This window comes from Desulfovibrio sp. JC022 (assembly GCF_010470665.1).
In the GTDB taxonomy this organism is placed as follows: Bacteria; Desulfobacterota; Desulfovibrionia; order Desulfovibrionales; family Desulfovibrionaceae; genus Maridesulfovibrio.
Genome location: NZ_VOPZ01000009.1, coordinates 1 through 26,806 on the forward strand (window position 1 = coordinate 1; position 26,806 = coordinate 26,806).

General features: G+C 48.3%; 26 protein-coding genes. 14 read left to right on the plus strand and 12 right to left on the minus strand.

The annotated features are described in order from the left end of the window. A partial coding sequence (locus FMS18_RS15300; protein ID WP_163295553.1) for a transposase occupies positions 1-144 on the plus strand: 144 nt, incomplete at its 5' end. A 79-nt stretch (positions 145-223) separates the two neighbouring features. Further along, positions 224-1,588, plus strand: coding sequence for a DUF4062 domain-containing protein (locus FMS18_RS15305; RefSeq protein WP_163295554.1), 1,365 nt, complete (start codon positions 224-226; stop codon positions 1,586-1,588). Between the two features lie 49 nt (positions 1,589-1,637). On the opposite strand, the gene FMS18_RS15310 is transcribed toward FMS18_RS15305, so the two are convergent. From FMS18_RS15310 to FMS18_RS15325, 4 genes are all read right to left on the minus strand, one after another. Beyond that, positions 1,638-2,636, minus strand: coding sequence for a Fic family protein (locus FMS18_RS15310; protein WP_163295555.1), 999 nt, complete (start codon positions 2,634-2,636; stop codon positions 1,638-1,640). 3 nt (positions 2,637-2,639) lie between these two features. Continuing rightward, on the minus strand, positions 2,640-3,365 hold the full coding sequence (locus FMS18_RS15315) for an OmpA family protein (RefSeq protein WP_163295556.1): 726 nt from the start codon (positions 3,363-3,365) through the stop codon (positions 2,640-2,642). Between the two features lie 86 nt (positions 3,366-3,451). Continuing rightward, positions 3,452-4,228, minus strand: a complete 777-nt coding sequence (locus FMS18_RS15320; RefSeq protein WP_163295557.1) for a MotA/TolQ/ExbB proton channel family protein — start codon at positions 4,226-4,228, stop codon at positions 3,452-3,454. Further along, positions 4,225-5,391, minus strand: a complete 1,167-nt coding sequence (locus FMS18_RS15325; protein WP_163295558.1) for a cyclic nucleotide-binding domain-containing protein — start codon at positions 5,389-5,391, stop codon at positions 4,225-4,227. The genes FMS18_RS15320 and FMS18_RS15325 overlap by 4 nt, the downstream gene beginning before the upstream one ends. A 319-nt stretch (positions 5,392-5,710) precedes the next feature. Here FMS18_RS15325 and FMS18_RS15330 point away from each other — a divergent pair, with 319 nt between their 5' ends. From FMS18_RS15330 to FMS18_RS15380, 11 genes are all read left to right on the plus strand, one after another. Then, on the plus strand, positions 5,711-7,096 hold the full coding sequence (locus FMS18_RS15330; RefSeq protein WP_163295559.1) for a phospholipase D-like domain-containing protein: 1,386 nt from the start codon (positions 5,711-5,713) through the stop codon (positions 7,094-7,096). Positions 7,097-7,141: 45 nt separating this feature from the next. Then, positions 7,142-8,068 (plus strand): zinc dependent phospholipase C family protein, encoded by a 927-nt coding sequence (locus FMS18_RS15335; RefSeq protein WP_163295560.1) that lies wholly within the window; start codon positions 7,142-7,144, stop codon positions 8,066-8,068. Positions 8,069-8,739: 671 nt separating this feature from the next. Then, positions 8,740-8,991, plus strand: coding sequence for a hypothetical protein (locus FMS18_RS15340; RefSeq protein WP_163295561.1), 252 nt, complete (start codon positions 8,740-8,742; stop codon positions 8,989-8,991). A gap of 331 nt (positions 8,992-9,322) precedes the next feature. Continuing rightward, complete coding sequence (locus FMS18_RS15345; RefSeq protein WP_163295562.1) at positions 9,323-9,958, plus strand: LysE family translocator; 636 nt, start codon at positions 9,323-9,325, stop codon at positions 9,956-9,958. 55 nt (positions 9,959-10,013) lie between these two features. Beyond that, on the plus strand, positions 10,014-10,982 hold the full coding sequence (gene sppA / locus FMS18_RS15350) for a signal peptide peptidase SppA (protein ID WP_163295563.1): 969 nt from the start codon (positions 10,014-10,016) through the stop codon (positions 10,980-10,982). 90 nt (positions 10,983-11,072) lie between these two features. Further along, positions 11,073-11,432 (plus strand): hypothetical protein, encoded by a 360-nt coding sequence (locus FMS18_RS15355; protein ID WP_163295564.1) that lies wholly within the window; start codon positions 11,073-11,075, stop codon positions 11,430-11,432. A 77-nt stretch (positions 11,433-11,509) separates the two neighbouring features. Continuing rightward, positions 11,510-12,616 carry an amidohydrolase family protein gene (locus FMS18_RS15360; RefSeq protein WP_239061064.1) on the plus strand — a complete coding sequence of 369 codons (1,107 nt, stop codon included), beginning with the start codon at positions 11,510-11,512 and terminating at the stop codon, positions 12,614-12,616. A gap of 34 nt (positions 12,617-12,650) precedes the next feature. Next, the gene (locus FMS18_RS15365) at positions 12,651-13,574 is read left to right on the plus strand and encodes an aspartate carbamoyltransferase catalytic subunit (RefSeq protein WP_163295566.1); all 924 of its coding nucleotides are present in this window, start codon (positions 12,651-12,653) and stop codon (positions 13,572-13,574) included. A gap of 13 nt (positions 13,575-13,587) precedes the next feature. Next, on the plus strand, positions 13,588-14,859 hold the full coding sequence (locus FMS18_RS15370; protein ID WP_163295567.1) for a dihydroorotase: 1,272 nt from the start codon (positions 13,588-13,590) through the stop codon (positions 14,857-14,859). Positions 14,860-14,978: 119 nt separating this feature from the next. Further along, the gene (locus tag FMS18_RS15375; protein WP_163295568.1) at positions 14,979-16,304 is read left to right on the plus strand and encodes an HD domain-containing protein; all 1,326 of its coding nucleotides are present in this window, start codon (positions 14,979-14,981) and stop codon (positions 16,302-16,304) included. Positions 16,305-16,506: 202 nt separating this feature from the next. Next, positions 16,507-18,591 carry a calcium-binding protein gene (locus tag FMS18_RS15380; protein ID WP_163295569.1) on the plus strand — a complete coding sequence of 695 codons (2,085 nt, stop codon included), beginning with the start codon at positions 16,507-16,509 and terminating at the stop codon, positions 18,589-18,591. Positions 18,592-18,727: 136 nt separating this feature from the next. On the opposite strand, the gene FMS18_RS15385 is transcribed toward FMS18_RS15380, so the two are convergent. Continuing rightward, the gene (locus FMS18_RS15385) at positions 18,728-19,360 is read right to left on the minus strand and encodes a LysE family translocator (RefSeq protein WP_163295570.1); all 633 of its coding nucleotides are present in this window, start codon (positions 19,358-19,360) and stop codon (positions 18,728-18,730) included. Positions 19,361-19,468: 108 nt separating this feature from the next. On the opposite strand from FMS18_RS15385, the gene FMS18_RS15390 reads away from it, so the two are divergent. Next, entirely contained in the window at positions 19,469-20,347 is an 879-nt protein-coding gene (locus tag FMS18_RS15390; RefSeq protein ID WP_163295571.1) for a LysR substrate-binding domain-containing protein, read from the plus strand. A 118-nt stretch (positions 20,348-20,465) separates the two neighbouring features. Here the strand turns inward: FMS18_RS15390 and FMS18_RS15395 are convergent, their stop codons facing one another. Genes FMS18_RS15395 through FMS18_RS15425 form a run of 7 tightly spaced genes read right to left on the minus strand, consistent with a single transcriptional unit; the run spans position 20,466 to position 26,776 of the window. Then, positions 20,466-21,803, minus strand: a complete 1,338-nt coding sequence (locus tag FMS18_RS15395) for an ATP-dependent 6-phosphofructokinase (protein WP_163295572.1) — start codon at positions 21,801-21,803, stop codon at positions 20,466-20,468. 48 nt (positions 21,804-21,851) lie between these two features. Beyond that, the gene (locus tag FMS18_RS15400) at positions 21,852-23,225 is read right to left on the minus strand and encodes a WD40 repeat domain-containing protein (RefSeq protein ID WP_163295573.1); all 1,374 of its coding nucleotides are present in this window, start codon (positions 23,223-23,225) and stop codon (positions 21,852-21,854) included. Then, positions 23,222-23,620, minus strand: coding sequence for a DnaJ family domain-containing protein (locus tag FMS18_RS15405; protein ID WP_163295574.1), 399 nt, complete (start codon positions 23,618-23,620; stop codon positions 23,222-23,224). The genes FMS18_RS15400 and FMS18_RS15405 overlap by 4 nt, the downstream gene beginning before the upstream one ends. After that, positions 23,620-24,246, minus strand: a complete 627-nt coding sequence (locus FMS18_RS15410) for an ABC-type transport auxiliary lipoprotein family protein (protein WP_163295575.1) — start codon at positions 24,244-24,246, stop codon at positions 23,620-23,622. The genes FMS18_RS15405 and FMS18_RS15410 overlap by 1 nt, the downstream gene beginning before the upstream one ends. After that, a complete protein-coding gene (locus FMS18_RS15415; protein WP_163295576.1) occupies positions 24,239-25,201 on the minus strand; it encodes an MlaD family protein in 963 nt (320 codons plus the stop codon). The genes FMS18_RS15410 and FMS18_RS15415 overlap by 8 nt, the downstream gene beginning before the upstream one ends. 15 nt (positions 25,202-25,216) lie before the next feature. Beyond that, on the minus strand, positions 25,217-26,020 hold the full coding sequence (locus tag FMS18_RS15420; RefSeq protein WP_163295577.1) for an ABC transporter ATP-binding protein: 804 nt from the start codon (positions 26,018-26,020) through the stop codon (positions 25,217-25,219). A gap of 6 nt (positions 26,021-26,026) precedes the next feature. Further along, positions 26,027-26,776 carry an ABC transporter permease gene (locus FMS18_RS15425; RefSeq protein ID WP_163295578.1) on the minus strand — a complete coding sequence of 250 codons (750 nt, stop codon included), beginning with the start codon at positions 26,774-26,776 and terminating at the stop codon, positions 26,027-26,029. Between the last annotated feature and the right edge of the window lie 30 nt (positions 26,777-26,806).

The following is a 26,806-nucleotide window of genomic DNA, read 5'->3' on the forward strand; positions in this document are numbered from 1 at the left end:
CATCCCATTTCGTCAGGCCCGATGGAAGGCACCAACAACAAGATCAAGACCATGAAACGCCAAGCCTACGGCTACCGTGATCAAGAGTTTTTCAAACTCAGAATCATGGGCATTCATGAGGCAAAGTACTCTTTAACCGGATGAACCTTTTTTATTACCTTTTGACAAAACCTTTCACCTGATTATACCTTTACCAATATTTTCATTCAAATAAGGATTGGTAATGTACAATACAAAATATCAAATTTTCATCAGCTCCACCTACGAAGACCTCAAAGAAGCTCGAAGCAAAGTACAAGAAACCATTCTTGGCCTCTATCATTTCCCAATAGGCATGGAAATGTTCAGCGCCGATAACGATGAGCAGTGGGAAATCATCAAAGACACCATTGATAACAGCGACTACTATGTAATCCTTATTGGACACCGATACGGCAGCATTACCTCTGAAGGGATCAGTTATACAGAAAAAGAGTACGATTACGCGCTTGAAAAAGGAGTTCCCATTTATGCTTTCGTAAGGGAACGGGACATTTCGACAACATCACGTGAACGCGAAAATGATCCTGAAAAAATGAAAAAGCTTGAAAATTTTATTACGAAAGCCACATCCAACAAGATGTGCAATTTTTGGACGAATATTGATGAATTAGCAACCCAAGTCGCTATTGCCCTTCCCAAAGCTTTTGCGCGTAATCCCCAGACAGGATGGACGAGAGGCAGTGGAGAAGACATACAAACTATTTCAAAAGAACTTGCAGCAGCAACAGAAGAAAACAGGAAACTTCGAAAAAAAATAGACTCACTCAGCAGCTTACAGCAGAAAAAACCCGAACTGGCATTAAAAATAAATGACTCAGACAACTTAACCGTAAATCTCAAAGACCTTACTGACTACTACCAACGAGCAACACCATTAGATGAAAATAATATTGAAGCACATTTACTAAAATACATAAATAAAGATTTAATACTAAAATACAATAAGTCATTACCAACGCAAGAAGACATAACCAAATTTAACATAGAAGCTAATAAAATCCAAAGACACAATTTATGCGCACAAAAAATAATTGTAACAATAGAGAACAATGGCTGCGCAAAAGCAAATAACATTAGAGTAGACCTAAAATTCCCCAACACAATAATAATACTAGACAATGATAATTATAAAAAATTAAGTCTACCTAGACTTAGCATAGAAAAATCTCCATTACAAATAGCTCAAGCAAAGTACAATATTGACCACGGGAGCAAAGACCATAAAGATCTTATGCTTAGTATGTATGAAAATATTCAAACTCAATCAAACTCAACACCCCCCATATACGAAGCAGAAAACACGCCACCAATAATTGTAAACACAAAAGGCGATCACTCTTATAATATAAACAAAAAAAACAACACCATATCAATAGAATTCAATGAATTAGTACACAAAAGATACTTAAACATAGACAATTTCATCATTATTCCTAAACAAATAAATAAAGGAATCATAGAAGTAAGTGTTCACTGTGAAGAGTTTGATGAAATTAAACATTCAGAGATTCCAATTGAAATTATTACCATCCAAACACACTTATAACTAAATAATGTAAACAGAAGTCCACCACTGTAACCAGATACAGCACAGACTAATTGTAGACCAGCCCCTTCCCCTTCTCGGTCAGCCTATACCGCTGATTCTTACTCTTGGGCTTGTCGGGAATAGTCATTTCCACAAGCCCGGCTTCGAGTGCAGGCTTGAGATAAAGCTCCCTGAACGATTTACGATCCTTAAGATTCAAAACAGATAACAATTCATCACGATGCATTTCACCTGAAACCGCTTCTACCAAGGCTTTAACATGAGGGGTATCATGGGGGGTATCATAGGGGGTAGCAGACAAAACCGCATCCAGAATCATCTTGAGCATGAACTCTATGAAGGGTGCCGAGTCAGCTTTTTTTGTACTCTGCTGTAGGGCATAATAGTATTCTTCCTGATGTTCAAAAACCAGACTTTCAACCGGAATATCCGCGAATAATGAATTCCAGCCTTTCAGAATCAAGGTCTGCCATAAACGGCCCATGCGGCCATTGCCGTCTGCGAACGGGTGGATGAATTCAAATTCGCAATGAAATACCGAGCTGGCAATCAGCGGATGGTCGTCGGTTGCCGCCAGCCATGCAAACAAATCCTGCATGAGCGTCGGAACTCTATCGGCAGGCGGGGCCATGTGGATTACTCTTTCCCCGGCTATCACACCCACACCGGAACGGCGGTAAACACCGAACTCATCAATGAGTCCGCTCATCAACACACTGTGCGCTTCCTTTAAATCAGCTTCACTTTTTACCGACCAATCATCAAACCGATCATAAGCGGCAATAGCGTTACGCACCTCCTGAATTTCACGGGGTGGTGCGACTACTCTTTTGCCCTCCAGAATGGCTGTAATCTGTTCTTTACTGAGATTATTACCCTCAATCGCCAAAGAGCCGTGAATTGTGCGTACCCGGTTGATACGCCTTAACCGCAACTCTTTTGAGTTGTCGGCAAGGACGGTCAAACGCCCTACTTCCTCGCTTATCCTGGCAATCAGATTTACGATGGAAGGGGTTATTGTATGAGGAGGCTGGTAGGCAACCATGACCTACTTCTTCTTTTGCGGATAAACCAACAACACCACACGGCGGTTGCGCTTCTGGTTGGCGGGGATAGCCTTGCCGTTCTTGTCCATGTTGGGATAGGCGGGAGCGGTATCAGCCATGCCCAGCACTTTGATGCGGGACTTGCTGAACCCGTTGTTCAGCAGATAGCGGGCAACTGCGCTGGCACGGGCAGAGGAAAGCTCCCAGTTGGAAGGGAACTGCCTTGATTTCATGGGAATATTGTCTGAATGCCCCTCGATAACCACATCATAGGGAGATTTGGCGAGGGAAGGTGCTATTTTGGCAAGGACCCTTTTGGCACCCTTGGTCAAATCAGCCTTGCCGCTGGGAAAAAAGAAACCGCCCTTGAGCACGATGGCTACGGAATCAGGTCGCATCTTGATTTTCAGGGCATCTGATTCGCGACCCACCAGTCGGGCCATTTCAAGCTGCATTTCAAAAATATTGCGTTGATGATCACTGATCACCCTGCGGGCGACCGGGGCACCTTCAAAAGTATCCGCTTCTCCCTTCGGGGGAACAGGCACGCCCATGGCAGATGCCAACGAATCTGAAACATCTTTGTATTTGTTCTGGTCAACGTCAGCGATAGCCAGCAAAAGCACAAAGAAACAGAGCAGCAGAGTCATCATATCTGCCAGAGTCAGGGCCCAGCCGCCCTCTTCTCCGCCCTGTGCAGGCTTTTTCAGGCTGAAATCATCCGACATAGTTTAAACCGCCTAGAGTTACGCCATTAAATTTATCCTTATAAATTTAATGAAAAAAATCCTATTTTTAAGTTAAGTACCCAACGTTACTTCTTAGCCTTAACTGTGGCCCACTTGCGCGGGGGCAGGTAACCCTTAAGCTTATCCATGACGATAGCGGACGGGGTCTTGTCCTTGATGAACAGGATACCGTCGCGGATAACCCTCATGAGCAGGGTGATCTCGTCAATTCTTTTCTCCACTTTAATGGCAATGGGCATGAAAAGCATATTGGCGAAAAGCGCGCCGTAGAGGGTTGTCGTCAGGGCTGTAGCCATGGCCGGACCGATGGCAGCAATATCTGCCCCCATGCCCTGCATCATGGCAATAAGACCGATCAGGGTACCGATAATGCCGAAAGCCGGAGACAGGGTGGACATGGTCCGATAGATCCCGGCGGCACTGTATTCCTGCTCGTGATACTGCTGGATGCGGTTATCGAGAATCTCCTTGATTTCCTCTTTAGAATAACCGTCCACAAGCATCTGCAACCCTTCACGCAGAAAATCGTTTTCAATATTTTTAAGGCTGCCTTCGAGGTGCTCCTCGCCTTTGGAAGCCACATCCTTGGAGAGTCCTACAATTACTTTGATGTAGTTCTCAAGAGGCAGTTCGTCAGCCCCCATAGCCATCATAAAAACACCGAGTACGCGCATTACTTCGCGCAACGGGTAACAGATAAAGGTGGAAGCGATGGTACCCCCGCCGACAATTGCAATACCAGGGATATTAATGAACACTCCCACTGAATCAGTGGAGGTGTAGGTGGCAACCATGAGGATGGCAATACCGAAGAATATACCGATTATGGTGGCTATATTCACTTTTTATCCCCTCCCTTAATCTCACGGACCATTTCAAAAAGCTCCACGAGCACGTCTTCAGCCTCGGTCTCATCCACGTTGTCGCGGATTTCGTCCTGCACGATCTTGGCAATCTTCTTGGCAAGGTTAGCCAGAATCTTTTTGCGGGCATCATCCTCGGCAATGGACATCAACACGCCCAGCTTATGATAGCCCAGCTTGGTGAATACTTCCTTGAGGGTTCCGTTGTCCACGTAGACAATATCTTCGATGTCTTCCAGCTCTTCAATGGACTTCTTCTTTTTCTTGACCTTGCTGAAGTAGTCCGGCTCTTTTTCAGAAGCCCAATCGCTGACCTTGTTACGGTCGAACATGAACATGGTTTCCGGAAAATCTTCCTGTGCGATTTTCTTATAGATAATCTTAGGGTCGCTCTCCAGCATTTCAGAAATTTCGTAAAGATCCACAATCTGCAATTCAGATGTTGGGGTATAGGCATTCTGCTGCAATTCCCTGAAAAGATTATTGGCAACTTCAAGAAAATTGTCCGGATCGGAGATCTGGATAAAACGGTCAGGAAAGGCTTTGCCTGTGCGCAGGTCGATGGCATCAATAATCTTCAAGCTCTTAAGCTTGTTTATAACCGCATCAATATCATTCTGGGAGACAAGGATAATGCTGCGGATGGTCTTGCAAAGCTTGGTATAATCAAGGCCCAGATCATGATTGCGTTCTTTTCTGGCCTGCTCCCGGTCCATACTGGCGTGGGTGCGGTAGGCAAGATCGAGAATATTGCAGATACTTGTAAAATTGCTGCGGTGTCCTTTAGGTGAAATCATCTCCCCGGTGCGATGCAGCCGTTTGACCAGCAAACGGGTCATGTATTGGACAGTACGCGGGCACTGGTCCAAAAGCTTAAGAATTATCTGGTCAGTAAGAATGACGAGATCGCAGTACTCAGCGGCTTCGGCATTGGCGGAACGGGTTCCTTTGGAGATAATCCCCATTTCACCGAAAATTTCACCTTCCCCGAGGCGGGCAAGGATGATCTTTTCATTGTTCTGGACTTTGTAGATATTAACCGCACCCTTTTTGATCATATAGGCTACGGAACTCTCTTGTCCTTCCTTGAAAATTTCCTGCCCCTTGTAAAAGGACTTGATGTTAGGACTGCTGGACCCCATTAAGAAACTCCCTCAATATTACCCTTATTCCGGGCGAGAAATAGAAACTGACAAATTACAGATCTGAAACTGACGCCAAAAACCAACGGCTACAGTTATTATCATATATTAGATCATTATAAAGAACAATACGCCAAGAATTTATCTTAAGAATACCAAAAAGAAAGCGTTAAGGGCAGAAACTTTTATACAGACCATAACGGTTATTTTTCCTATGTCGTTTAAATCCCTTACGTCACATCTCAAATACTGTTAAGCTTGCTTCAGGACGGATCAAGGTCCGGTAATCAATGATTAAACCCGCACTTCAGGAACAAACATGGAATGGAATCTCTTATTCGGACACCTCGCGGTTGTGGGCGGCTTTTTACTGGCTGCCATTCTGGTAATGTCCATCCTGCGCAAGCAGCGTACTTCATCGGCGGCATTTGCCTGGTTGCTGGCAATTTTCTTTGTGCCCTATGTGGGTGTTCCCTTTTACCTCATCTTCGGGGGCCGCAAGCTCAAACGTGACGCCCACACCAAAGCGGACATTCATCTGGAAGTACAGGAGACCATTCCTCAAGAAGAAGCAGACCCCATCGACACCATGCTCCGTGAATACGGCATTCCCGGAGCCACCAGCGGAAACAGGGTCCGGCTCTGCCCCACGGGAATCGATATCTACAATGAACTGGTCAAGCTGATTGAAAACGCCGAACACCAAATCCTGATCACCACCTTTATCCTTTCACGGGACGAAGTGGGTAAGGACATTGTAGAAAGACTGGCCCGCAAGGCCGCTTCAGGAGTAACCGTCCGCCTGCTGCTGGACGACATCGGCTCCCTGTTCACCTCCCGTCGCTTTCTCAAAAAACTACTCGATAACGGCGGCAAAGTTGCCTACTTTATGCCCCTGTTTCACGCCCCCTTTCACGGAAACAGCAACCTGCGCAATCACCGTAAAATTGCCATTGCCGACCAGACCTATGTGCTGGCAGGCGGAACCAACATCGCTAATGAATACATCGGGCCCGACCCCTGCCCGGAACGCTGGACCGATCTTTCCTTTGTGCTGCAAGGGCCTGCGGTACGCCACTACATTGAAGTTTTCCAATCGGACTGGCTCTTTGCCTCCGGTGAAAGAGTCAACATTATCCCGCCCTGCACCAAGGGTTCTGCCGTAAGCGGAGACGGGGTCATGCAGGTTGTTCCGTCAGGGCCGGACGTACCCCGCGACCCGGTCCATGATGCACTGCTCACCGCGGCATTTACCGCTGAAAAAAGACTCTGGATCGTCACCCCCTACTATGTACCGGATGAAGCTTTGGCACAGGCCCTGCGTCTGGCAGCCCTGCGCGGGGTGGACCTACGGGTTGTGGTCCCGGCAAAATCAAATCATTCACTGGCAGACCTTGCCCGAGGAACCCATCTCCGGGAACTTGAGCAATGCGGTGGGCGGGTGGTCAAATACCCGCACATGGTCCACGCCAAAGTAATCGTAGTTGATGACCGGCTGGCAGTTGTGGGCTCGGCCAATATGGATATGCGCAGCCTGTTCCTCAACTATGAAATCGTCATGTTCTCTTACTCCGAAGCTGACGTGAAACCGGTGAACGACTGGGTTCAGGGACTTATCGATGTCAGCAGCGAAGGAACCGTTCCTGTGGGAATGGTCCGCGATACCGTGGAAGGTGCTGCGCGACTGGTGGCCCCGCTACTTTAAACGGAATGCATTGACCTCACACAGAGCGGGGCTTATTTTATAGGTATGGGAAAAGTTATTCTGATTTTATTCTTCAGCGTTCTTCTGGTGCTCGGCTTCGCAGCAACCTGCTTTGCATGGGGACCGGGAGTACATATGGCCATCGGCAATGCGGTGCTTTCCAACACCGCACTGCTTCCTGATATGATGGCAAAACTGCTGCTCTCCAATTCAGCCATATTCCTCTACGGATGCCTGAGTGCAGACATATTCATCGGCAAGGGCAGTAAAGCCAAACGGCTGCACAGCCACAACTGGCAGACCGGATTCAACCTGCTTGATGAATCTGATGACGAGCACCTGAAAGCGTACTCGCTGGGCTATCTCTCTCATCTTGCAGCTGACATCATCGCTCACAATTATTACGTACCCAACCTCATGCAACAGGCTCGGTCCGGGGGCAGGCTCAGCCATGTGTATATTGAAATGCTGGCTGACGATCAGGTAGCATGGTCCGCGCAGGAAGCTGCACGGCTTTTCCGCAAAGCCAATCAGGATGCTGACTTCAATCTGCGCAAACACATGGATGCCAAGAAATTCAGCTTCCTGTTCAAGAAAAAGGTATTTCACCAGACCATCGCCCTGCTGGAATACAAGGCTGTGAGCAAATCCCTGAATATTTCTAAAAAAGTAGTCCCGGCCTTCCGCCAAGCCTACCTGCGCTCCATTATCGACTATTCCTACAGGGTCGTAATGAATATGCTAAATTCTCCGCAAAATGCTGTAGCCTTGAATTTCGATCCCATCGGCGCAGCCAACATCGGCCTTGCCAAGAAAGAGAACAACTGGAAAAACGCCCTTAAAAAGTCTGTTCCCTTCTCACCCCGTTTTGAAGTGGATGATAAGATTACCGGGCTGCCAAAACTTGCCGGGATTGATGGAATGTTTAAATCTAAGGCAACCAGAAGTACTCCTGCTGCGCTTCATTTTTAACCACGACCAAGATCTTTCAGAAAAACACCTGAATTTCGTTCAGTAAAAACAGTTTTTACCTATCTAAAAGTCGGCCTTTTCTTTAAAGCTATGAATTTCATTCGGCTGATTTTGTTTTATCTTTTAGCTAAAGCAGCTCTTGTGCATCTTTAATGTAATTTTTCAATAATCAATGTTGTACACATCAATACAACATCACTAACACATCATAACTGCATTAGCATCTACATCTTATCATAAAAATACACAGTGCAGGATAATCGATTTATCCTTTTCCCGGCTATTCGCCAGCTTATCCGAGATTTAACAAAATTGATATTTTTTTACTTATTTTAAAAATTATCCAATACAATTCAGTTATATATCGATTCAACTCTTATTCCAATATTGTAAAAGCGTGTACTAACAAGACACGCTTGAGAAATTTTTCACCAACGTATTGATTTTAAAATCAACGCTGTCTGAATCCTGACACCACTCCTTCCAGACCTTGTCTAAACAAAGACAAGATACTGATATTTATGAATTATATAGTTTCAAAAAAGCGTGAACATTATTTGCTATGCATTTTCAAATTTTGCATTGCCAACTGTTGACTTGCATTAGGGTCGGGCATAGGTGGGAATTGTGAACAACACAAATTAACCAAATTTTTTTTGGAGGAATATAAAATGTACGCAATCGGAACCATCAAGGCTTGGGCAGCTACTCGCGCAGCACGCAACGGCGGTGAAGTTAACCACAGCATGCACGCTGTGCTGACCATCGCGACCCTCGGTCTCTGGCTCCCGGTCTGGACCGTGGCTGCTATCCGCGAAACCAACCGCGCACAGATGAGAAGCTCTCTTGTGGACCTGCGCCACATTGAGCGTCTTGAAATCTCCCCTGAGTACCGCAGACAGCTCGCACGCATGTCTCGCTAGTGCTGCGCACAGCAAATTCATTAATATGAATTTGTAGGACGTAACACTAATTTCAGGCAATACAGCTTTTGCCGTCTTACCGGGTTAAGACGGTAGATATTACAAACCCGGTCCCTTGTGATCAGTTGCGAGTGGGCCGGGTTTTGTTCAAATGAGAATCCCTTTCCGGGCTTTGCTTTTCTTTACGGTTGAAATATAGTCAACCTTCCTTTCAGCCGTTTCACCTGAAACGGTAATCCTGTTTCCCGCGCCAAAACAGAACCTTGCATGCTACGCGACACATATCTATGTGCCGTGGTCGTTTGTATTTTTAACTCACCGAGGTTCAATCATGTTTGAATACGATCTTGCCCACTGGACATCTTTCCTGCTTGCCGCCCTGCTGCTCAACATCGCGCCGGGGCCGGACATGGCCTACATACTCAGCCATACCGTTACCGGAGGCCGAAAAGCCGGATTTGCCGCCATGTTCGGAATCTGGTCCGGAGCATTTCTCTATGTAATCCTGACAGCTCTCGGACTTGCTGCCATAGTAGCCGCATCCGCCACCGCCTTTAGTATCGTAAAATGGATCGGGGTAGGATATCTTTTCTGGCTGGCAATCGGTGCCTTCAGGTCCACAGGAAGCGTGCTGGATATTAATAAAAATTCAAATCCCTTAGACTCTGCCGCCATCTTCAAGCAAGGCATGTTCATCCATCTGCTCAACCCCAAAGTTGCAACTTTTTTTATAGCCTTCCTACCGCAATTCGTAGTTGAAGGAGCCGGTCCGGTATGGGCTCAGCTCATGCTGCACGGCACTTTGATCATCGTTACCGCAGCTTTTGTGGAACCGCCGCTGATCTATGCGGGAGACCACGTCACCGGAAGACTGCGTGAAAGCAGAAGATTACAGATCTGGCTGGACCGCGCGCTGGGGTCGGTGTTTGTGGCTTTCGGGGTTAAGCTGGCTATGTATGAACGGTAGGGCTTTGCCATCCCCACCCCCATCTGCTACTTTCCGCCTAACAAGGAGTTTCGCCATGAAAAAAATATTACTCACCTTATTCATACTCGGTTCAATCGCCCTTTGCGGCTGCCAGCCAAAAATGAACCTTTTCCCGGATGGGACTGACCCCCTGCTTGAAAAGAAATTACAGGGCGAGGGTGAACACAAGGTTCTCGTTGTCTCCATTGACGGAACAATTTCCGATGAAAGCAAGCGCGGCCTGCTGGGCAGCTCTCCCAGCCTTGTTCAAGAGGTATCATCGCGGCTCAAGCTTGCTGCCGAGGATGAGGATATCAAAGCCCTTGTACTTAAGGTAAATTCTCCCGGCGGATCAGTTACTGCCAGCGATATAATTTACAATGAGATACTGCGTTTCAAGGAAAAAACCGGGGCCAAGATAGTTGTTAATATGATGGATGTGGCTGCTTCCGGCGGTTACTATGTCAGCCTTCCCGCTGATCACATCATGGCCCACCCCACCACTCTCACCGGGTCCATCGGGGTGATTTTCATCAGGCCCAAAGTTGACGGACTCATGGACAAGATCGGCGTATCAGTTGAAGTTTCCAAGTCCGGTCGCAATAAGGATATGGGCTTCCCTTTCAAACCGGACACCCCGGAACAAAAAAAGATCATTGACGATATCATCAAAGATTACGCGGACCGCTTTCAAGGGCTGGTCAAAAAACACCGCTCTATTTCTGATGACTTACTCAAAACAATTTTCACCGCACAAGTCTTCAGTGCCAAGAGCGCAAAGAAGGCCGGATTGGTGGACAGCCTCGGGTATCTACCTGATGCGGTTAAAGAAGCCTGCAAGCTGGCCGGGATTGATGAAGATTCACGGGTAATCACTTACAAACGTAAGAGCTACCCCAATGACACGCTCTACAACTCTGCATCATCACAGGCTTTCTCTCCGGCCTTGATTAACATTGATGCCGGGAATCTCATGCCGCCCAAGGCCGGATTTCATTATCTCTGGCTTCCGGCAGCAGAATGATTATAGCCGCACTGCTTTGCATTCCGTAAAAAAACATGTATGAACTGCCCGTTTGACCTGATGACAGCAACCCCCTTAACGGAGAACCAAATGAAAAAGAACAGCCTGATCCTTACATTCATCCTGCTTTTTTCTCTCGCTGTTTTCAGCGCATGCACTCAGGAAACCCAAAACCGCATCGGTCGTTCCCTCCAGAACTGGACCGGGGTAAATGGGGTTCTTGAGATTTATTCCGGCGGCAAACTGATTAAACGATTTGTAAAAATCGACAAGCTTTCCACAGCTTCCGGCACCAAAGAAAGGGTTCAGCGACCCTACCGATTCGGTTACGGTATTCTTGATGCCAACCTGAACGGCAAAGCAGACCCCGGTGAAAACAAAGTCTACTTTGAATTCAGCGATTACTCTACAAATTATGTCTTTTTTGAAGATCCCAACGCTAAAAAATAATTAATCCTGCCGGGCCTTAATGGTCCGGCATTTTTTTGCCCATGAACAAATGCACAAGAGCGGCAAGAGCCGTAACAATGGCCCGCGGAGAAAATCTTATCATCAAGGATTTTGCTCTCATTCACGACGGGGACCGGATTCTGGAAACAGGAGTATGGTCTGCGCTTAAGGATAATTTTTCCGGCGAAGTGGAAGACCTCGGCGATGTGACCATTGTGCCCGGCCTGATCAACGCCCACGTCCATCTTGAGCTTTCCCACTTGAAAGACAAGACCGTGCAGGGTCAGGGATTCACCAATTGGATTAAATCCCTGCTTTCCAATCCTCTTTATGATCTTGATACTGAAGCGGTCCGTAATGCAGTTAAGCAGATGCGAGCTGAAGGCACAGCCTTTTGCGTCGACATCTCCACCCGCAACTGCGCAAAAGTAGCCGGGATTATGGATGAGCTGTCCATGGGCTTTTATGCTTGTTGCGAAGCCATCGGGATTCAGATCCCCAAAGATGGAGCCAAGTTTTTCCCACAAAAGAATTTCGCATACGGACACGCTGCCGGGTCCGGGCATTCGCTCTACTCCACCGGAGCTGAACTTTTACAGGGTGTAAAAAAAGCAAACCACGCAGCCGGACTGCCCTTCCCCATCCATCTTGCTGAAAACGAGGAAGAAGATGAAATCGTGGCCCATGGCAGCGGCGAATTTGCCACAATGCTCAAAGGGGCCGGCCTGCTGGCTGATTGCGGCAACAAAGGATTACGGCCGGTTGAATATGCAGAATCACTCGGCTTGCTTGATGAATCTACCCTTGCGGTCCATTGTGTTCGGGTTGCGGACGAAGACATCAAGACTCTTGCCGAACGCAAGGTAAATATCTGCCTTTGCCCCCGCTCCAATACATACATTGGTGAAGGCCGCGCGCCATGGGAAAAGATTTTGAAATCTGGTATAAACACCTGTCTGGGTACGGACAGCATCGGGTCCAATTATGATTTATCCATGTGGAACGAGCTGGAATACCTGCTGAAAAACATTGAAATTTCCTTGTCCCCGGCTGACGCGCTTGCACTTGTGACTACAAACAGCGCCAAGGCCTTGCAGATAGACGACTCATACGGATCTCTTGAAAAGGGAAAAAGGGCTGTTTACGCAACGGTTCCCGCCCACCTTGAAGATCTTTTGTTTTAATACTTTTTCGCACCACAACTTAAGAGGAAAACTTATGGAATGGCGACATAAGGACTTGCTGGATGTTACCCAGCTCAGCAAAGAGGAAGTACAGCACGTTTTTGAAACTGCCACTTACTTTCAGGAAATCAACTCCCGTCCGGTAAAAAAAGTACCGACTTTAAAAGGCCATAGCGTGGTCCTTTTTTTTGCCGAACCGAGTACAAGAACCAAAACATCCTTTGATATGGCCGGGAAGCGTCTCTCCTGCGACACCTTCTCCCTTGCCAAAAGCTCCAGCAGCCTGACCAAGGGCGAAACCCTCAAGGACACCGCCCTGACCTTACAGGCCATGAATCCGGACGGCATTGTCATCCGCCACTGGGCCAGCGGAGCAGCGCAATTTCTTGCCGAACGGCTCGATTGCAGCATCATCAACGCCGGTGACGGCCGCCACGCCCACCCCACTCAGGCACTGCTGGACGGTTTCACCCTTTATCAGGAATGGGGCTCTCTTGAAGGCAAGACAGTGCTCATCCTCGGTGACATCGCTCATAGCCGAGTGGCCCGTTCCAACCTCATCTTACTGAATATAATGGGTGCGAAAGTCCGCTTCTGCGGCCCGCGTACCCTGCTGCCTCCATACATCAAGAATTGGGACGCTGAGGTCTACACTGACATCAACGAGGCCTGCAAAGGTGTGGATGCGGTCATGTGTCTTCGCCTTCAGCTTGAACGTCAGCAGGATGGATTGCTGCCCGACCTGCGTGAATATTCCAACTACTTCGGTCTCGGACACAAGCAGATTGAACTGGCTAGCCCCGATGTAAAGATCATGCATCCCGGTCCCATGAACCGCGGAGTTGAGATCAACTCCGAACTTGCCGACTGCGAAGCCAGCCTCGTGCTTGATCAGGTGGCCTCCGGTGTGGCTACGCGTATGGCTTTGTTATATTTGTATCTGACCCGTAAGAAATAAGGAGAAATTAATTATGACTCATCCTGAACTTGTTATCCGCAAGGCAGTATGGAAAGGCGAAGAAGTCGATCTCCTTGTTGCTGGCGGTAAAATTTTAGAAGTGAAACCTTCTTCAGATACAATGTATGAAGGCGCGGAAGTAGTCGCTGCTCGCGGCTTGCTGCTCATGCCCAGCCTGACGGACGTGCATACCCATCTGCGCGAACCGGGCTTTGAATATAAAGAAGATATAGCGTCCGGCCTGAAAGCTGCCGTACACGGCGGCTTCTCCAACATCATGTGCATGGCCAACACCGATCCCGTCAACGACAACGCCGTGATTACCGACGAGATGCTGCGTAAAGCCAAGGCCGCTTTTCCTGAAGGAGGTCCAAGACTTTTTCCCATCGGTGCGCTGACAAAAGGACTGAAAGGCGAAGAACTTACCCCCATGCATGAAATGGCTGAGACCGGATGTGCGGCCTTCTCCAATGACGGACTTCCAATCAAAAACAGCGAACTTTTCCGCCGGGCCATGGAATATTGTTCCGATACCGGCAAACCCATCATCGACCATTGCGAAGACCCGTATCTGGCACCCGCAGCCGGAGTGAACGAAGGTGAAGTATCTTCCGTGCTGGGCCTCGCCGCACAGCCGGACGTGGCTGAGGCCGCACAGGTTGCCCGCGACCTGCTCATGGCTGAATATCTGGATATGCACATCCATCTGGCCCATATCTCCTGCCGCAAGTCTGTTGATCTGATTGCATGGGCTAAGAAACGCGGAGTAAAAGTAACCGCCGAGACCTGCCCGCACTACCTGCTGCTCACTGAAGAAGCCCTGCACGGCTACGGGTCGGATACCAAGGTTAACCCGCCCCTGCGCACAGCCGACGATGTAGAAGCCCTGCTGGCAGGCATTAAGGACGGCACCATCGACATGTTCGCCACCGACCATGCCCCCCACGCAGCCCACGAAAAGGAAGTTGAATTCATGAACGCGCCCTGCGGCATCTCCGGACTGGATTCAGCTCTATCTTTAACATGGTCGCTGGTTGCTGACGGAAAAATTAGTTTTGATGATTTCATCCGCATGTGGACTACAAGCCCCTGCGAAACTTTCGACCTGCCGCTGAACAGCTTCAAGAAAGATGATCCTGCGGATTTTTTCCTATTTGATCCCAGCGAGGAATGGGTGCTGGATTCTTCAACCATGCATTCCAAAGGAAAAAACACTCCTTTCCGCGGACAAACCTTGAAAGGACGGGTCATAAGCCATTTCCTTAGTGGCAAAAAAATAGTATGACCTCTTTAACAGACAGAGCATAAGTCTGTTGAGTTAAGGTAAAAACTAATAAATTTATATAGTTGATCTACATCTGCTGCTAAGACGGCAGGCTGTTTATTTTTGATAAGGAGATTTTAATGAGCGAACCTTTCAAGGACGCGGTGGGCATTTGTAAAACCATCATGCGTAATGGCTATGATGCTTACATTATTAACGAAAGGCTTCAGAAGCTGACCATCGAAGATAAGGGTGAAGAAATCGAACTGGATATTTCCACCGAGCTCGATTTCAAAAGGCTGGCCAAGCTTTTTCCCAATGTTCAGACAACTGAGCAGCAGGGTGTAACCGCTGTGCTGAAAGAAGGCGGCAACACTTTTTATTTCTACACATCTGAAACCAGCAACTCTTCCCATCCTGAAGAGTGCGTTTCACGCATGACTCCGAGACTGCTCAAAGCTCTGGAAAAACAGCACCAGATCCCCATGTCCGCAGCCTGTCCTTACATCCCCAAGGCCGCAGACCCTTACGAAGGATTTGCTGAGCTGAGCAGCGGTGAAGTCCGTCTGCTGGGTATCCCGGACCAGACCCTTAAAAAAGATTACCTCATGGGCATCAGGGCGTTGCGTTTCGCAGCAAACTATAACCTGCCCATTGAAACCAATACTAAAATCGCGATTATCCGCTCCTGTAAGCGTATTCTCGATTACGTACCCGTGCCTGAAATCATGGATGAATGGCGCAAGGTTGAATCCGAAAACATGTACGTTTTCGTTTCCCTGCTCTTTGAAACCATGCTCCTGCACGGCCTGATTCCCGAACTTGCAGCCCTTTCCCGCCTCACTCAGGTGAAAAACAGCAAGACCGGTGAAACCGAAGACGTATTCACCCACACCCTTGATGTCATGCGCCTCTACCCCGAAGAACTGCCTTATGACTGGTTCGGCGTGGTAGCCTGTATGTTCCACGATGTGGGCAAGCTCTACACAGCGGAAGAAGTGGACGGACACTGGCAGTTCCTGCAACATCACCGCGTAGGTGCAAAAGTGACCAGAAAGATCCTGACCCGCCTCAACTTCCCGCAGGAAGATGTGGACCTGATCTGCGATCTGGTACGCAACCACATGCGTTTCCACTTTATGCTCACCGACAAGGGTATCCGCAAATTCAAGGCTCTGGATGAGTATCCCCGCCTTATCGAGATGGTCCGCGCAGACATCAAAGCACGCGACACCACCTACAAGGAATTTAACCACAACATTAAAATGCTCGAACGTGCCGACATACCCGAAGAAGCACTTGATCCGTTCCTCAACGGTAACGAGATCATGCAGCACACCGGCCTCAAACCCGGTCCCGGCGTCGGTATCATTCGCGAATCCCTGCTTAAAGCACAGATCTCCGGCGATGTATCCAACATGGACGAAGCCATTGAGTATGTTATTGAACAGGCTAAAATGTCTTAAATTCTAGACTACCTACAAGCATTAAAGCCTCTGGAGCAAGTTGCTCCAGAGGCTTTCTTATTTTTAAGACAGAGCCTATACGCATTCTAACGCAAAAAAGACGAGAATCATCAACCTGCACTTCACTATAAATCAAAAGTAGCATAATCATACAAAGCAACAAGCAACTAAACACCCCTTACTACAGTGCAGGCATTAAGCTATGAGTCAAAACAACATTCTATCAAATGACGAAATATCCACACCTACAGATCAAAAACCGCAAGTAATTGATCAAAGACCCATTGATATTTCGCCAGTAAGTGACGAGAATTCGGCACAACCGAATCTGGAACATGGGGTAGTTCCGGGGACCGCGCCGACAAACAGTGCTCAACAATCAGGACTGCCTGCCGGACCGGTGCATCTTCACAATGCGAATGACTTTAGTGATCAAGGGGAACGATTCGGCGGAGTGCTCAGCCCTGCTGCCGGAGTTCTCAATCCCGGCGAAGAAATTCTGGCTGATATTCAAGAGTTTGAACCTAAATTTCTAGACATCCCTCCGCAACCGGATGCCAAATCCGAAGCCGAAGTAGCAATAAATATTAATGACAACACCCTTAATCTTGCCATCTACCAGATAGAACAGGAAGTGGAAGAAGGACCGCAGTCTGTAGCAAATTTTTTGGCACTCCAGCCCATCGGGCTTGGGCAACAGCCAGTACACGAACCTAGAGCCACCCGTTCAAAAATTGACCAGATCATAGATCCGGTCGAAACACAGGAAATAACGCCAGCACCAACTCCATCTCCCGGACCGACACCTGAGCCAGAGCCCGAACCACAAAAAATACTATACGGCACCCCCGGTCCCGACAATATCAAAGGAAACTCATCCTCCACGACCATATATGGTCGTGCTGGCAATGACACACTAACCGGCCGGAATTCAGCTGACACCCTCTATGGCGAAGAAGGGAACGACACCCTCGCCCCCGCGCAGGGAAATGACGTTGTGGATGGCGGTGACGGCTCAGATACCATATCTTTTGCATCCATCAGTAACGATGTGAATATCACCCTAAGCAGCACATCCGGGTCTGCCACAATTGAGGACGGAACCGGAGCAGTTGCCTACACTGTTGATCTGGAAAGTGTTGAAAATGTCATAGGAGGTTCAGGGGATGATTATATCCGGGGAACTACCGGGGCCAACACTATCTACGGCGGGGACGGTGCCGACTCAGTCTACAGCAACTACGGTAGCGACCTCATTTACGGTGGCAAAGGGAATGATACCCTATACGGCAGGTCCGGTTCGAACACCATTTATGGTGAAGAAGGTAACGACTACCTGACTGACGGCTCCAACAATGACTATATCAGCGGTGGTAGTGGGAATGATACCATCTCCCTTAATAAGGGTGTAGATACGGCATATGGAGATAGCGGCGACGACAAAATATACGTATATTGGGATAAAGCATATATTTACGCAGGCTCCGGGGACGATAAAGTAATCCTCGCTGATGCAACCGGACCCTTTGCTGCTGCCAACGGAACTATTGAAGGCGGATCAGGAAATGACACTCTATATGGTGGCGGGATCAACGACTATATCTGGGGCGGCTCCGATGATGACACCATTGACGGCAAAAAGGGAAATGACACACTTTACGGCGATAGCGGCAATGACTCCATAGACGGCAGCCAAGGAGATGATTTTATCTTCGCCGGAAGCGGCAATGACAACATCGACGGCGGTGATGATACAGACACCCTGAGTTATATCAATGCCACCACAAGCGTCACCGTAAACCTTGAAAGCGGAACTGCCACGGGTTGGGGCACGGACACCATTGCTTCAATTGAGTCCATTATCGGTTCAAATCAGGATGATAACATCACTTCCCACAATTCCGGCACAGAATCCATTACCGGAGGACAAGGAGCTGACACAATCACCCTGAATGACGCCAGCACCACCAAAATATACTACAATGCCATCGCCGAAGGCGGTGATCATATCAAGAACTTTGACTCCGGTACCGACAATTTCAATTTCGCATCATCCGGGGGATTCTCCGATACAGCAGGGTTCAAATCCTACAACACCGATGCTGCCGGAGATGCATATGACGGCACGAACGCATCCATCGGAAGCAACACCCCCACATTCGTCTACGACGACCACAACAACCAGCTCTGGTATGATTCCAACGGAGATAATGCCGGAGGGGCTACGCTGATCAGCACCATTGACAGCGGAGATGATGTTGTCAGCGGAGATATTTCGGTGAGCTGATTAACACATGAAAATATTTCAATATAATAATTATATAAAGAAGTCCCCGGTTCAGCATTGCTGAGCCGGGGACTTCTCTTTTGATCCCACGCAGTTTAAGCACAGCATTGTCTAGCATCCGGGAAAAACATCTCAATCAACCGTCGAAAGCTATTTTGGCACCAAGCCCCAGCATGCATACCCCGACAGCCTTCTCAATTCCCTTTTTGCAGCTGTTGAACAGCTTCAGCGGACCGGGAGCAGTCAACACAAACACTACAAATGAAAACCACAACAAGTGGGTTAGCGAAACAAATAGACCGATGCCTACTTGGACCGAAACTGGTGTTTCAGGATTTACAACCTGCGTGAACAGGGCCATGAAAAAACATATTGTTTTCGGATTCAGCACATTACACATGAAGCCATTTCGAAATGCCGTGACTGTAGAACATGATGCAATGCATTGCCCCTCACCATTCAGTTCCTCAGTCGTTTCCGAGGGTAGGAACGATGAAATACCCAGCCATATCAAATAAGCAGCACCAGCGTATCTTATCGCCTCCAGAACCCAGCTGAAAGTTGCCACTACATAGCCAAGCCCCAGCAGGATATACGTCGTATGCACAATCACCCCACAGGCAATTCCGGCAGCTGTCGCTAATCCAAGCTTCCGCCCGAAACGAAGCCCGTTCCTGACGATAATCGCAAAATCCGGTCCGGGACTGACCACAGCTAAGACAGTAACCATCCCTACCAACATTAAATTTGAATCGATAAAATAATTCATATTAAGACCTCTCCTGAATCAATTTAAATATTGTAGTAGACCATATTTCATGAAATAAATAACGAATAGTTTTCAACTTAATTGTGAATATAATTCACAGGAATTAATATGAAACAACTTCCACCTTTAGGACCGCTCGTCAGTTTCCGTGCTGCAGCTGCCTGCTTGAGTTTTACGAAGGCAGCCCGAGAACTTAATTTGACCCATGGCGCAATCAGCAAGGCAGTTAAGCAGCTTGAAGAATATTACGGCCTGCCGCTTTTTCACAGACGAAACAGGGCAATTTTCCTGACTGAGAAAGGGCGTTTCCTATTTCAGCATGTAGACAGACTACTTAACGAACTTGAAGAAGTTAGCGAGCAGATGCGCATTGCCGAAAACGGACAAAGAATCTCTGTTTCATGTGAGCCATCCCTGAGCATGCGCTGGCTGATGCCTCGATTGGAGCAATTCCATGAGTCCTTCCCCGAAACTGAAATTCACATATCTACCGCCGGAGGACCCATTGATCTGACTTCCGGGGGCGTACATCTGGCTATACGGCGTTCAGATTTTTCATGGCCTGCAAACTATCATGCACTGTCTCTTGGCAGAGAACGCATAGGCCCTGTTTGCAGTCCTTCCTATTGGGAAAAAAACAAACACAAGCCCAAAAGACTACTACATACCAGAACCCGTAGAGAAGCTTGGACAGATTGGGAACAATACTCAGCCAAAGAACTCAAAGCAGACTCGGAACAATTTTACGATCACTTTTACTTTAGTCTGCAAGCAGCTGTAGCCGGGTTGGGAATAGCCATGGGACCTGAACCTCTGGTAGCGGATGACCTTGAACGAGGACTGCTCGTTGCCCCGTTTGGTTTTGTTAAGACCCCTATTTCATATGTTGTATTATCCCTGAACCCTATTGACCAAGATAAGAAACTTAATGATTTTGTTTGCTGGGTAAGAGAACATATTGCTTTGGATAAAAATGAATACCAGTAAAGCCCCAGCGACCTGCAATTGTCAGAAATAGCTGCAAACCAAAAGCCCCCGGAAGATATCAAAATCTTGCCGAGGGCTTCTAATTTATTTTATCAAAAATGCCTAGAATTTCATCTGATCACATCTCACAAATATCCTTCTCCATGTCATTGCGCAGATGGCCCTGACCGGTGGATTCGAGAACTGCGCGCCAGTAGTCGGACTTGATGTTCAACTTCTTGCGCTTGATGGTGACCACATCGAGCGGCAGGTGCACGTAGCGGGCCTGCAAGCGACTGACGACCATTCCGGTCTTTCCGGCCATAGCCGCGTGCACGGCGTGCTGGCCTAAGAAGCCGCAATATACGCAGTCGTTGGCATTAGCCGGTACTGAACGAATAATATAGCTGGGGTCGATAAATTTTAAAGTGATATCCTTGCCTACGTCCTTGAAATAATCCTTTATGCGCCGGATGATCAAAGTGCAGACATCGCAGAGAACAGGGTTGCCGGAAGCGTCCTTTTCCCCGGTATATTCGCATTGTTCCTGCCCGGCTCCTTCAGCGCAGACAATAACCGCATGCTGCCGTTCATCCAAACGCTTTTCAAGAGAGCGCAACAGTCCGTACTCCCCGTCAAATTCAAAGGGGTGCTCAGGCACAAGCACGAAGTTAACGTCCTTGAGTGCCAGAGTGGCCTGCGCAGCAATAAAACCGGACTCGCGGCCCATGAGCTTAACCAACCCGATACCGTTAACCACGCCCACGGATTCCACATGCGCGGACTGAATAGCCTCGGTGGCCTTGTCCACTGCGGTATCAAAACCAAAAGACTTGGTAACAAAGCTGATATCATTATCAATGGTTTTGGGGACCCCGATGATGGAAATCCTGATCCGCCGTTTCTCAATTTCTTCCACAATCTTCTGGGCCGCACGCATGGTGCCGTCTCCGCCGATCATGAACAGCACTGAAATATTCATCCGTTCAAGGGCATCCACTACTTCTTCCGGGTCCTGCGGTCCGCGCGACGAGCCAAGAATGGTTCCACCGAACTGATGGATGTTTGCAACTTTATCAGCTGTAAGCTCTACAACATCATGCCCGTACTTGGGGATGAACCCCTGTAACCCGAACTTGATGCCCAGCACCGCAGGCACTTTATACAGGTAGTGTGCTTCCAATACGATGGAGCGTATAACATCATTCAGGCCGGGACAAAGCCCGCCGCAGGTGACAACCGCGCATTTGGTCTTGGAAGGATCAAAATATGTGAAAGCTCTGGGGCCGGCTTTTTCAAACTCCTGATAAACATCGTTGTCAGCTGAAGAATCCATTTCCTCTTCAGCAAGGTTGACCAGAGTCCTTTCCTTATCTTCTATAAAAACACACCGTTTAAGCGGCGAAGGGATTTTAGCCTTACCAAGCACTGGAATTTCAGTATTGATCTGTTCTGCTTTATTAGCCTTTTTAACCATTTCAAACCTCCTGCGAAACAATTCAGTCCCGCCAGTAGTGAATAGCAATTATCTTACTTCACCTTCAATAAGGGGCACCCAAAGAGCCGGGCTGTCCGCCAGAATGGATTCCCGAATCGGCAACTCCATGGGATGAGGATTCATACGGGCCACGCTACCCATATTTTCCCACCAGAGGTAAAAGCCCTTGTCCCCGATATGTCTGCCGTAAAGGCGCATTGTACCCTTCTGACAGACAAGGTCATAGAGACGAAAGAACTTCTTACCAACTTTGTATACACCTTTACTTGGTGAAATCAATTTCCAGTCATCAGCTTCAGTTCCGGCAATTTCCTTGCCATCCAAAACACTATAATAGCGGGTTTCACGGTCAAGGTCACGAACCCTGAGTAACTTTTCAGCGGCAGAATAGGAAACAATGAACATAGGCATACCCAGATGTTCTGTTATCTTCCAGCGATCCACTCCGGTGGAATAAACAAGCCCACCGTTGCGCTTGTATATCCAGGCCGGTTCCTGCTCCAAGGCTTCAGATTTCTTCACCGTGGCTCTCTTGCGCAAATCCCAGTAAACCTCACTCCCATTGTCACGGGTCAGGCAGACCACGTATCCGGCCATTCTGGCGTCCACAAAAGGTCCTCCGGGAACATCATCTGAATCCATGCGGGTATTATTTTTCATACCCTGCTTGATGATCCTGCCCGAAGCTTCTACAGCAACCAAAACGCCCTGCCCCGGTGTGTAGCCAAGAGAAAGCGGTGTGCCTTCAAGAATGGAAATTTCCTGAAGCGGACCGGAAACAGGTCCGCAGAGCAATCCATTAAAATTGTCGATAATGCCGAGCCATTCCCCGGTTCCGGAGAGGGCCATCATCTTTACCGGACCATGCTCAACCGGAATTTCTCCCGGAATCCTTGAACACTCTTCAAGGTTGAAGACATAAATCCGGTCACCGTCACGTCCGGTAGCGGCAAGAGCAGGGCTACCGGGACCATATCCGGTATGCAGAGCCCCGCCACCGCCGGGAAGGCGGACTTTACGGCATTTATATCTACTCCAGATCCGGACTGTGCCGTCATAAAGAGCTGCGGCCAGACCTTCCTCATTTCCGGCATAGGAGGCAACCCCCCCGGCAATGATCGGCATAGCTTTTTCTCTTTTCACAGAAATATAAAGCTTATCTTCGATGCCTTCAAAAGGCGGATCATAAAGTTTTTTCGCGCTTACGTACTTCTTACTCAACAACTGGGAGACATAGCCCTTCAGGGATTTTGTAGTCCCTTTCCGCAATTGGGAGGGCACATCAATATATGACTGCCCCACTCTTTCTTTGGACGCCGCATCCCCCTGAACGGGCATCCCGGCTGTTACAACAACTAAAGCCAGAACCATAAGTCCGGCTTTGAAATTTTTTGAAATCATCCCTCAATTTCCTTGATTTTCCTGCTCTGCAAGGTGATGCGCTCAACGATGCTTTTGTAATATTCATCTTCCTCGTCGATGGCTATTTCCTTTCCACGCATATTTTTGATGCGCTCGAAAAGCAGATTCACTTTCTGCATCTGAGTATAGCGTTCCTTTTCATCTTCCATATATTCAAGCAAATCAAGGGCAGAATGAATATCTTTTCTGAGCTGCATCTCAGGAGGCAGATAGCCCCCGTTTTTTAGGGCCTTATAAGCCATGCGCAATTCAGGCGGGATCATGGAATCATCTTCCAGTTCAAGGGGTTTACCCTTTCCCGGTAAGTCCTTGAACTCCCCTTTGCGCTCTGCTTCCTTAATTTTTGATTCGGCTATGGCTGCAATAAAAAACATTAACGCCCCATATTTCGGGAGAGCATCTCCCCTCCAAAACCATCTATCCACAAAATTGTTTTCTTCATGACCCCGTCAACAGCCTGCTGAGCCGCCTGTGCTATGGATTCGCCACGCAAAGATTTAACCATGGCCTGCGCTTCAACCAGTTTTCGGGCCAAAAGATTCTTGCCGCTGCCGTCCCAGAGGGAATAACGCACAGCAACCTTAAATGCATCCTCTCCGTTACGCTGAAGCTCAAATGAGGTAATCACGCCTGAAAGAACCAGATCCTTCCTGATACCGGGTCGATAAGGGCTGACAACCTCATAGCTGTTCATACAATTCAAAGAAGGCGCAGCAATCAGATCCAGAATCTCCGCCGGAGTACCTTCCCAGCTCCAACGGTAATCGGGCTTCATGACCTGCCCTTTGGCTATGATCACCGTCTCCCGGTCAAGAGCAGGCAGACTGGTAAAACGTTTCAGAGCCAAACGGGGCATATCCGGATTTACCCGTTCACACCCATCGCCAGAACCATTATTCCCCACCCGCAAGTAAGAAGATTCCACAGATTTACCGCCGATACATCCGGCAGAAAACAAGACACAAACCAGAATTATGAGGGATAAAATTTTCTTAATCATGTTCAGCTCCCTGCGGAGGATTTAAAACCTGCCACGGACGTTCGCGCAGCGACCGGGCCAAGCGATTCATTTCACGGGAAAGGCGGTTGATGTTCACAAGTATGATTTCCAGTTCTTCCTGATCGTATTCCACATTGCGGCGCAGGTCTGTAGTCAAGCCGTCTATGCCGTCAACTGCACGGCTGACATCTCCGCTGACGCTATGCAGGGTTGTACTCATATCCCCTTGCAGTGCAGCAAGAACAGCCTCTACTTTCTGCAAGGTATCGATAAGTTCTTTTGTAAGAACGGTAATATTCTTGGAACCGTTGTTCATGGCCCCGGCACCGGACCGGGCCAGCTTTTTCCACTCATCCCTGAAAGTAACTAAAGTGGCATTGGTTTCTGCAAGCACCTCTGGAGCCATTTTCAGACTTTTTCCGATGTTGGACATATTCTCAGGTGAAAGAAGCATCTCAAACCCATTTACGGCCCTTTCAAGCTGTGGAGTTAGCGAGGCAACAGAACGACCCATTGCAGCAGCCACTTCATTCATGCTCATTTTTACCGTCGAAGGAATAATGTCTCCATCAGACAATTTAGGACCGACATCCCCACGCAATTCAAGCAGTATGTAATTATCGCCCACCAGCCCCTTCTGGCTAACCATGGCTGTAGTGCCCCGGTAGAGAGGAAAATCACGATCCACATTGATGACCACGGAAATCCGTCCGGGATTGTCTTCATCCACATTGATAGAAGCCACCTTACCCACGCTTAATCCGGCATACTTTACAGGACGCCCAGAAGTAAGATCCTTCACATTACGGAACAAAATCTTGTATTGCGAATAGTCGGAAAAAAAATCATGGCCGCCCAGAAACACAATGAACAGGCCAAGCACGCTCAGCCCTGCCAGAGCGACCAATGCGGCCTTGATCATATCAGCAGCCGAGCTGCGCGGATTGAGTACCATCACATATCTCCCGTATCAAACCCTGCTTCTGAACTTAACAGCCCGTTCCATGGTCTGGTCAATCTCGGTGGGTCTGCGCTCCAGAAAGTCGATTATATAGTCATTATCGGACTGTTGCAGTCCTTCAACGTCACCCTGATAAAGACAGCTTCCCCTATGCAGGACTACCACGTGATCGGCAATGTTGAACAGGCTGTCCAGATCATGAGTGACCACCACGGTGGTGACGTGAAATGTTTCCTTGAGCTTGAGGATCAGCTGATCAAGGTCTGCGGCGGTGATGGGGTCCAGCCCGGATGACGGTTCATCGCAAAGCAAGGTTGTGGGGTCCATGACCATAGCCCTTGCCAGCCCGGCCCTTTTACGCATACCCCCGGAAAGCTGGTTGGGAAAATAATGCATAAAATCGCCCAGCCCGACCATGCGCAATTTCATCTGCACCACTTCCTCAATAATCGAATCGGGCAGTTCAGTATGTTCCTGCATTGGCAGAGCCACGTTCTCACCAAGGGTCAACGAACCGAGCATGGCCCCGTCCTGAAAAAGAACGCCCATGCGGGTACGGATCTGTTTGTACTCTTCTCCGCTGTCCAACGCGGTAAGATTTGTTTCGCCCAAAAAGATCTCCCCGGAAACAGGAATGTTCAATCCAAGAATGTGACGCAGCAAAGTGGATTTCCCGCAACCGGACCCACCGAGAATCACGCTGATTTTCCCAGCAGGCAAGACTGCGTTCAGATCCTCCATAAGCACCTTGCCCGGATAACCGAGGCTGAGCTTCTTAAGCGTTATGTCCTGTGCAATTCTTGATAACTTCATGATCATCTACCGGAAAAGAAAGTTGAGTGCCGTAAAAAACAGGTCCAGCAATATTATCATAAATATGGAGATAACAACAGAATTGGTTGTTTTGCGGCCAACATCGGCAGCTCCTTCACGGGCAAGAAATCCCTGCCAGCAGCCGATTATTGTGATCGCCACGGCAAAGCCCCCGGCTTTTACCAACCCGGCCAGCACGTCGTGGAGTTTGAGAAATTCTACAGAATTATTAAAATAGGTGACTTTGTTGATGCCAAGGGCAATAGAGGAAAAGGCCCCGCCGGAAAAAATACCTACAAAATCAGCCCAGACGGTCAGACAAGGAACCATGATCAACATGGCAATCATCTTGGGAAGGACAAGAAAACGGACCGGCTCAATTCCCATAACCTCAAGGGCATCGATTTCCTCCGAAATCTGCATAGTGGCGATCTCAGCAGTGAAAGCAGCACCGGAACGTCCGGTGACAATGATGGCGGTGAGCAATGGGCCAAGCTCACGAATGATGGTCACGCCCACAAGATTGGCCACATAACTTATGGCCCCAACCTTTTCCAATTGCTGGGCGGACTGTAAAGCGAGGATAATGCCTGTACAGGCGGAGATAACACTGACGATGGGGATGGAATCCGCTCCCACCGAGGCTAAGTCACGAAGCAGCCTTTTACGGTAAAATGATTTTTTCTTTGTGGGCGTAAGGCGCAGGCAACCTAGGAGTCTGGAAACCATCCAAGTTAAAACCTGCAATCCGTTCATCCTGAACAACTCCCTTGCCACCCCAAAGCG

Bases quoted from the DNA above. Each gene is read 5' to 3' on its own strand.
- FMS18_RS15305 (WP_163295554.1), top strand. From the start codon at position 224: ATGTACAATACAAAATATCAAATTTTCATCAGCTCCACCTACGAAGAC.
- FMS18_RS15310 (WP_163295555.1), bottom strand. From the start codon at position 2,636: ATGGTTGCCTACCAGCCTCCTCATACAATAACCCCTTCCATCGTAAAT.
- FMS18_RS15315 (WP_163295556.1), bottom strand. From the start codon at position 3,365: ATGTCGGATGATTTCAGCCTGAAAAAGCCTGCACAGGGCGGAGAAGAG.
- FMS18_RS15325 (WP_163295558.1), bottom strand. From the start codon at position 5,391: ATGGGGTCCAGCAGTCCTAACATCAAGTCCTTTTACAAGGGGCAGGAA.
- FMS18_RS15330 (WP_163295559.1), top strand. From the start codon at position 5,711: ATGGAATGGAATCTCTTATTCGGACACCTCGCGGTTGTGGGCGGCTTT.
- FMS18_RS15335 (WP_163295560.1), top strand. From the start codon at position 7,142: ATGGGAAAAGTTATTCTGATTTTATTCTTCAGCGTTCTTCTGGTGCTC.
- FMS18_RS15340 (WP_163295561.1), top strand. From the start codon at position 8,740: ATGTACGCAATCGGAACCATCAAGGCTTGGGCAGCTACTCGCGCAGCA.
- FMS18_RS15345 (WP_163295562.1), top strand. From the start codon at position 9,323: ATGTTTGAATACGATCTTGCCCACTGGACATCTTTCCTGCTTGCCGCC.
- sppA (WP_163295563.1), top strand. From the start codon at position 10,014: ATGAAAAAAATATTACTCACCTTATTCATACTCGGTTCAATCGCCCTT.
- FMS18_RS15355 (WP_163295564.1), top strand. From the start codon at position 11,073: ATGAAAAAGAACAGCCTGATCCTTACATTCATCCTGCTTTTTTCTCTC.
- FMS18_RS15360 (WP_239061064.1), top strand. From the start codon at position 11,510: ATGGCCCGCGGAGAAAATCTTATCATCAAGGATTTTGCTCTCATTCAC.
- FMS18_RS15365 (WP_163295566.1), top strand. From the start codon at position 12,651: ATGGAATGGCGACATAAGGACTTGCTGGATGTTACCCAGCTCAGCAAA.
- FMS18_RS15370 (WP_163295567.1), top strand. From the start codon at position 13,588: ATGACTCATCCTGAACTTGTTATCCGCAAGGCAGTATGGAAAGGCGAA.
- FMS18_RS15375 (WP_163295568.1), top strand. From the start codon at position 14,979: ATGAGCGAACCTTTCAAGGACGCGGTGGGCATTTGTAAAACCATCATG.
- FMS18_RS15380 (WP_163295569.1), top strand. From the start codon at position 16,507: ATGAGTCAAAACAACATTCTATCAAATGACGAAATATCCACACCTACA.
- FMS18_RS15385 (WP_163295570.1), bottom strand. From the start codon at position 19,360: ATGAATTATTTTATCGATTCAAATTTAATGTTGGTAGGGATGGTTACT.
- FMS18_RS15390 (WP_163295571.1), top strand. From the start codon at position 19,469: ATGAAACAACTTCCACCTTTAGGACCGCTCGTCAGTTTCCGTGCTGCA.
- FMS18_RS15395 (WP_163295572.1), bottom strand. From the start codon at position 21,803: ATGGTTAAAAAGGCTAATAAAGCAGAACAGATCAATACTGAAATTCCA.
- FMS18_RS15400 (WP_163295573.1), bottom strand. From the start codon at position 23,225: ATGATTTCAAAAAATTTCAAAGCCGGACTTATGGTTCTGGCTTTAGTT.
- FMS18_RS15405 (WP_163295574.1), bottom strand. From the start codon at position 23,620: ATGTTTTTTATTGCAGCCATAGCCGAATCAAAAATTAAGGAAGCAGAG.
- FMS18_RS15410 (WP_163295575.1), bottom strand. From the start codon at position 24,246: ATGATTAAGAAAATTTTATCCCTCATAATTCTGGTTTGTGTCTTGTTT.
- FMS18_RS15415 (WP_163295576.1), bottom strand. From the start codon at position 25,201: ATGGTACTCAATCCGCGCAGCTCGGCTGCTGATATGATCAAGGCCGCA.
- FMS18_RS15420 (WP_163295577.1), bottom strand. From the start codon at position 26,020: ATGAAGTTATCAAGAATTGCACAGGACATAACGCTTAAGAAGCTCAGC.
- FMS18_RS15425 (WP_163295578.1), bottom strand. From the start codon at position 26,776: ATGAACGGATTGCAGGTTTTAACTTGGATGGTTTCCAGACTCCTAGGT.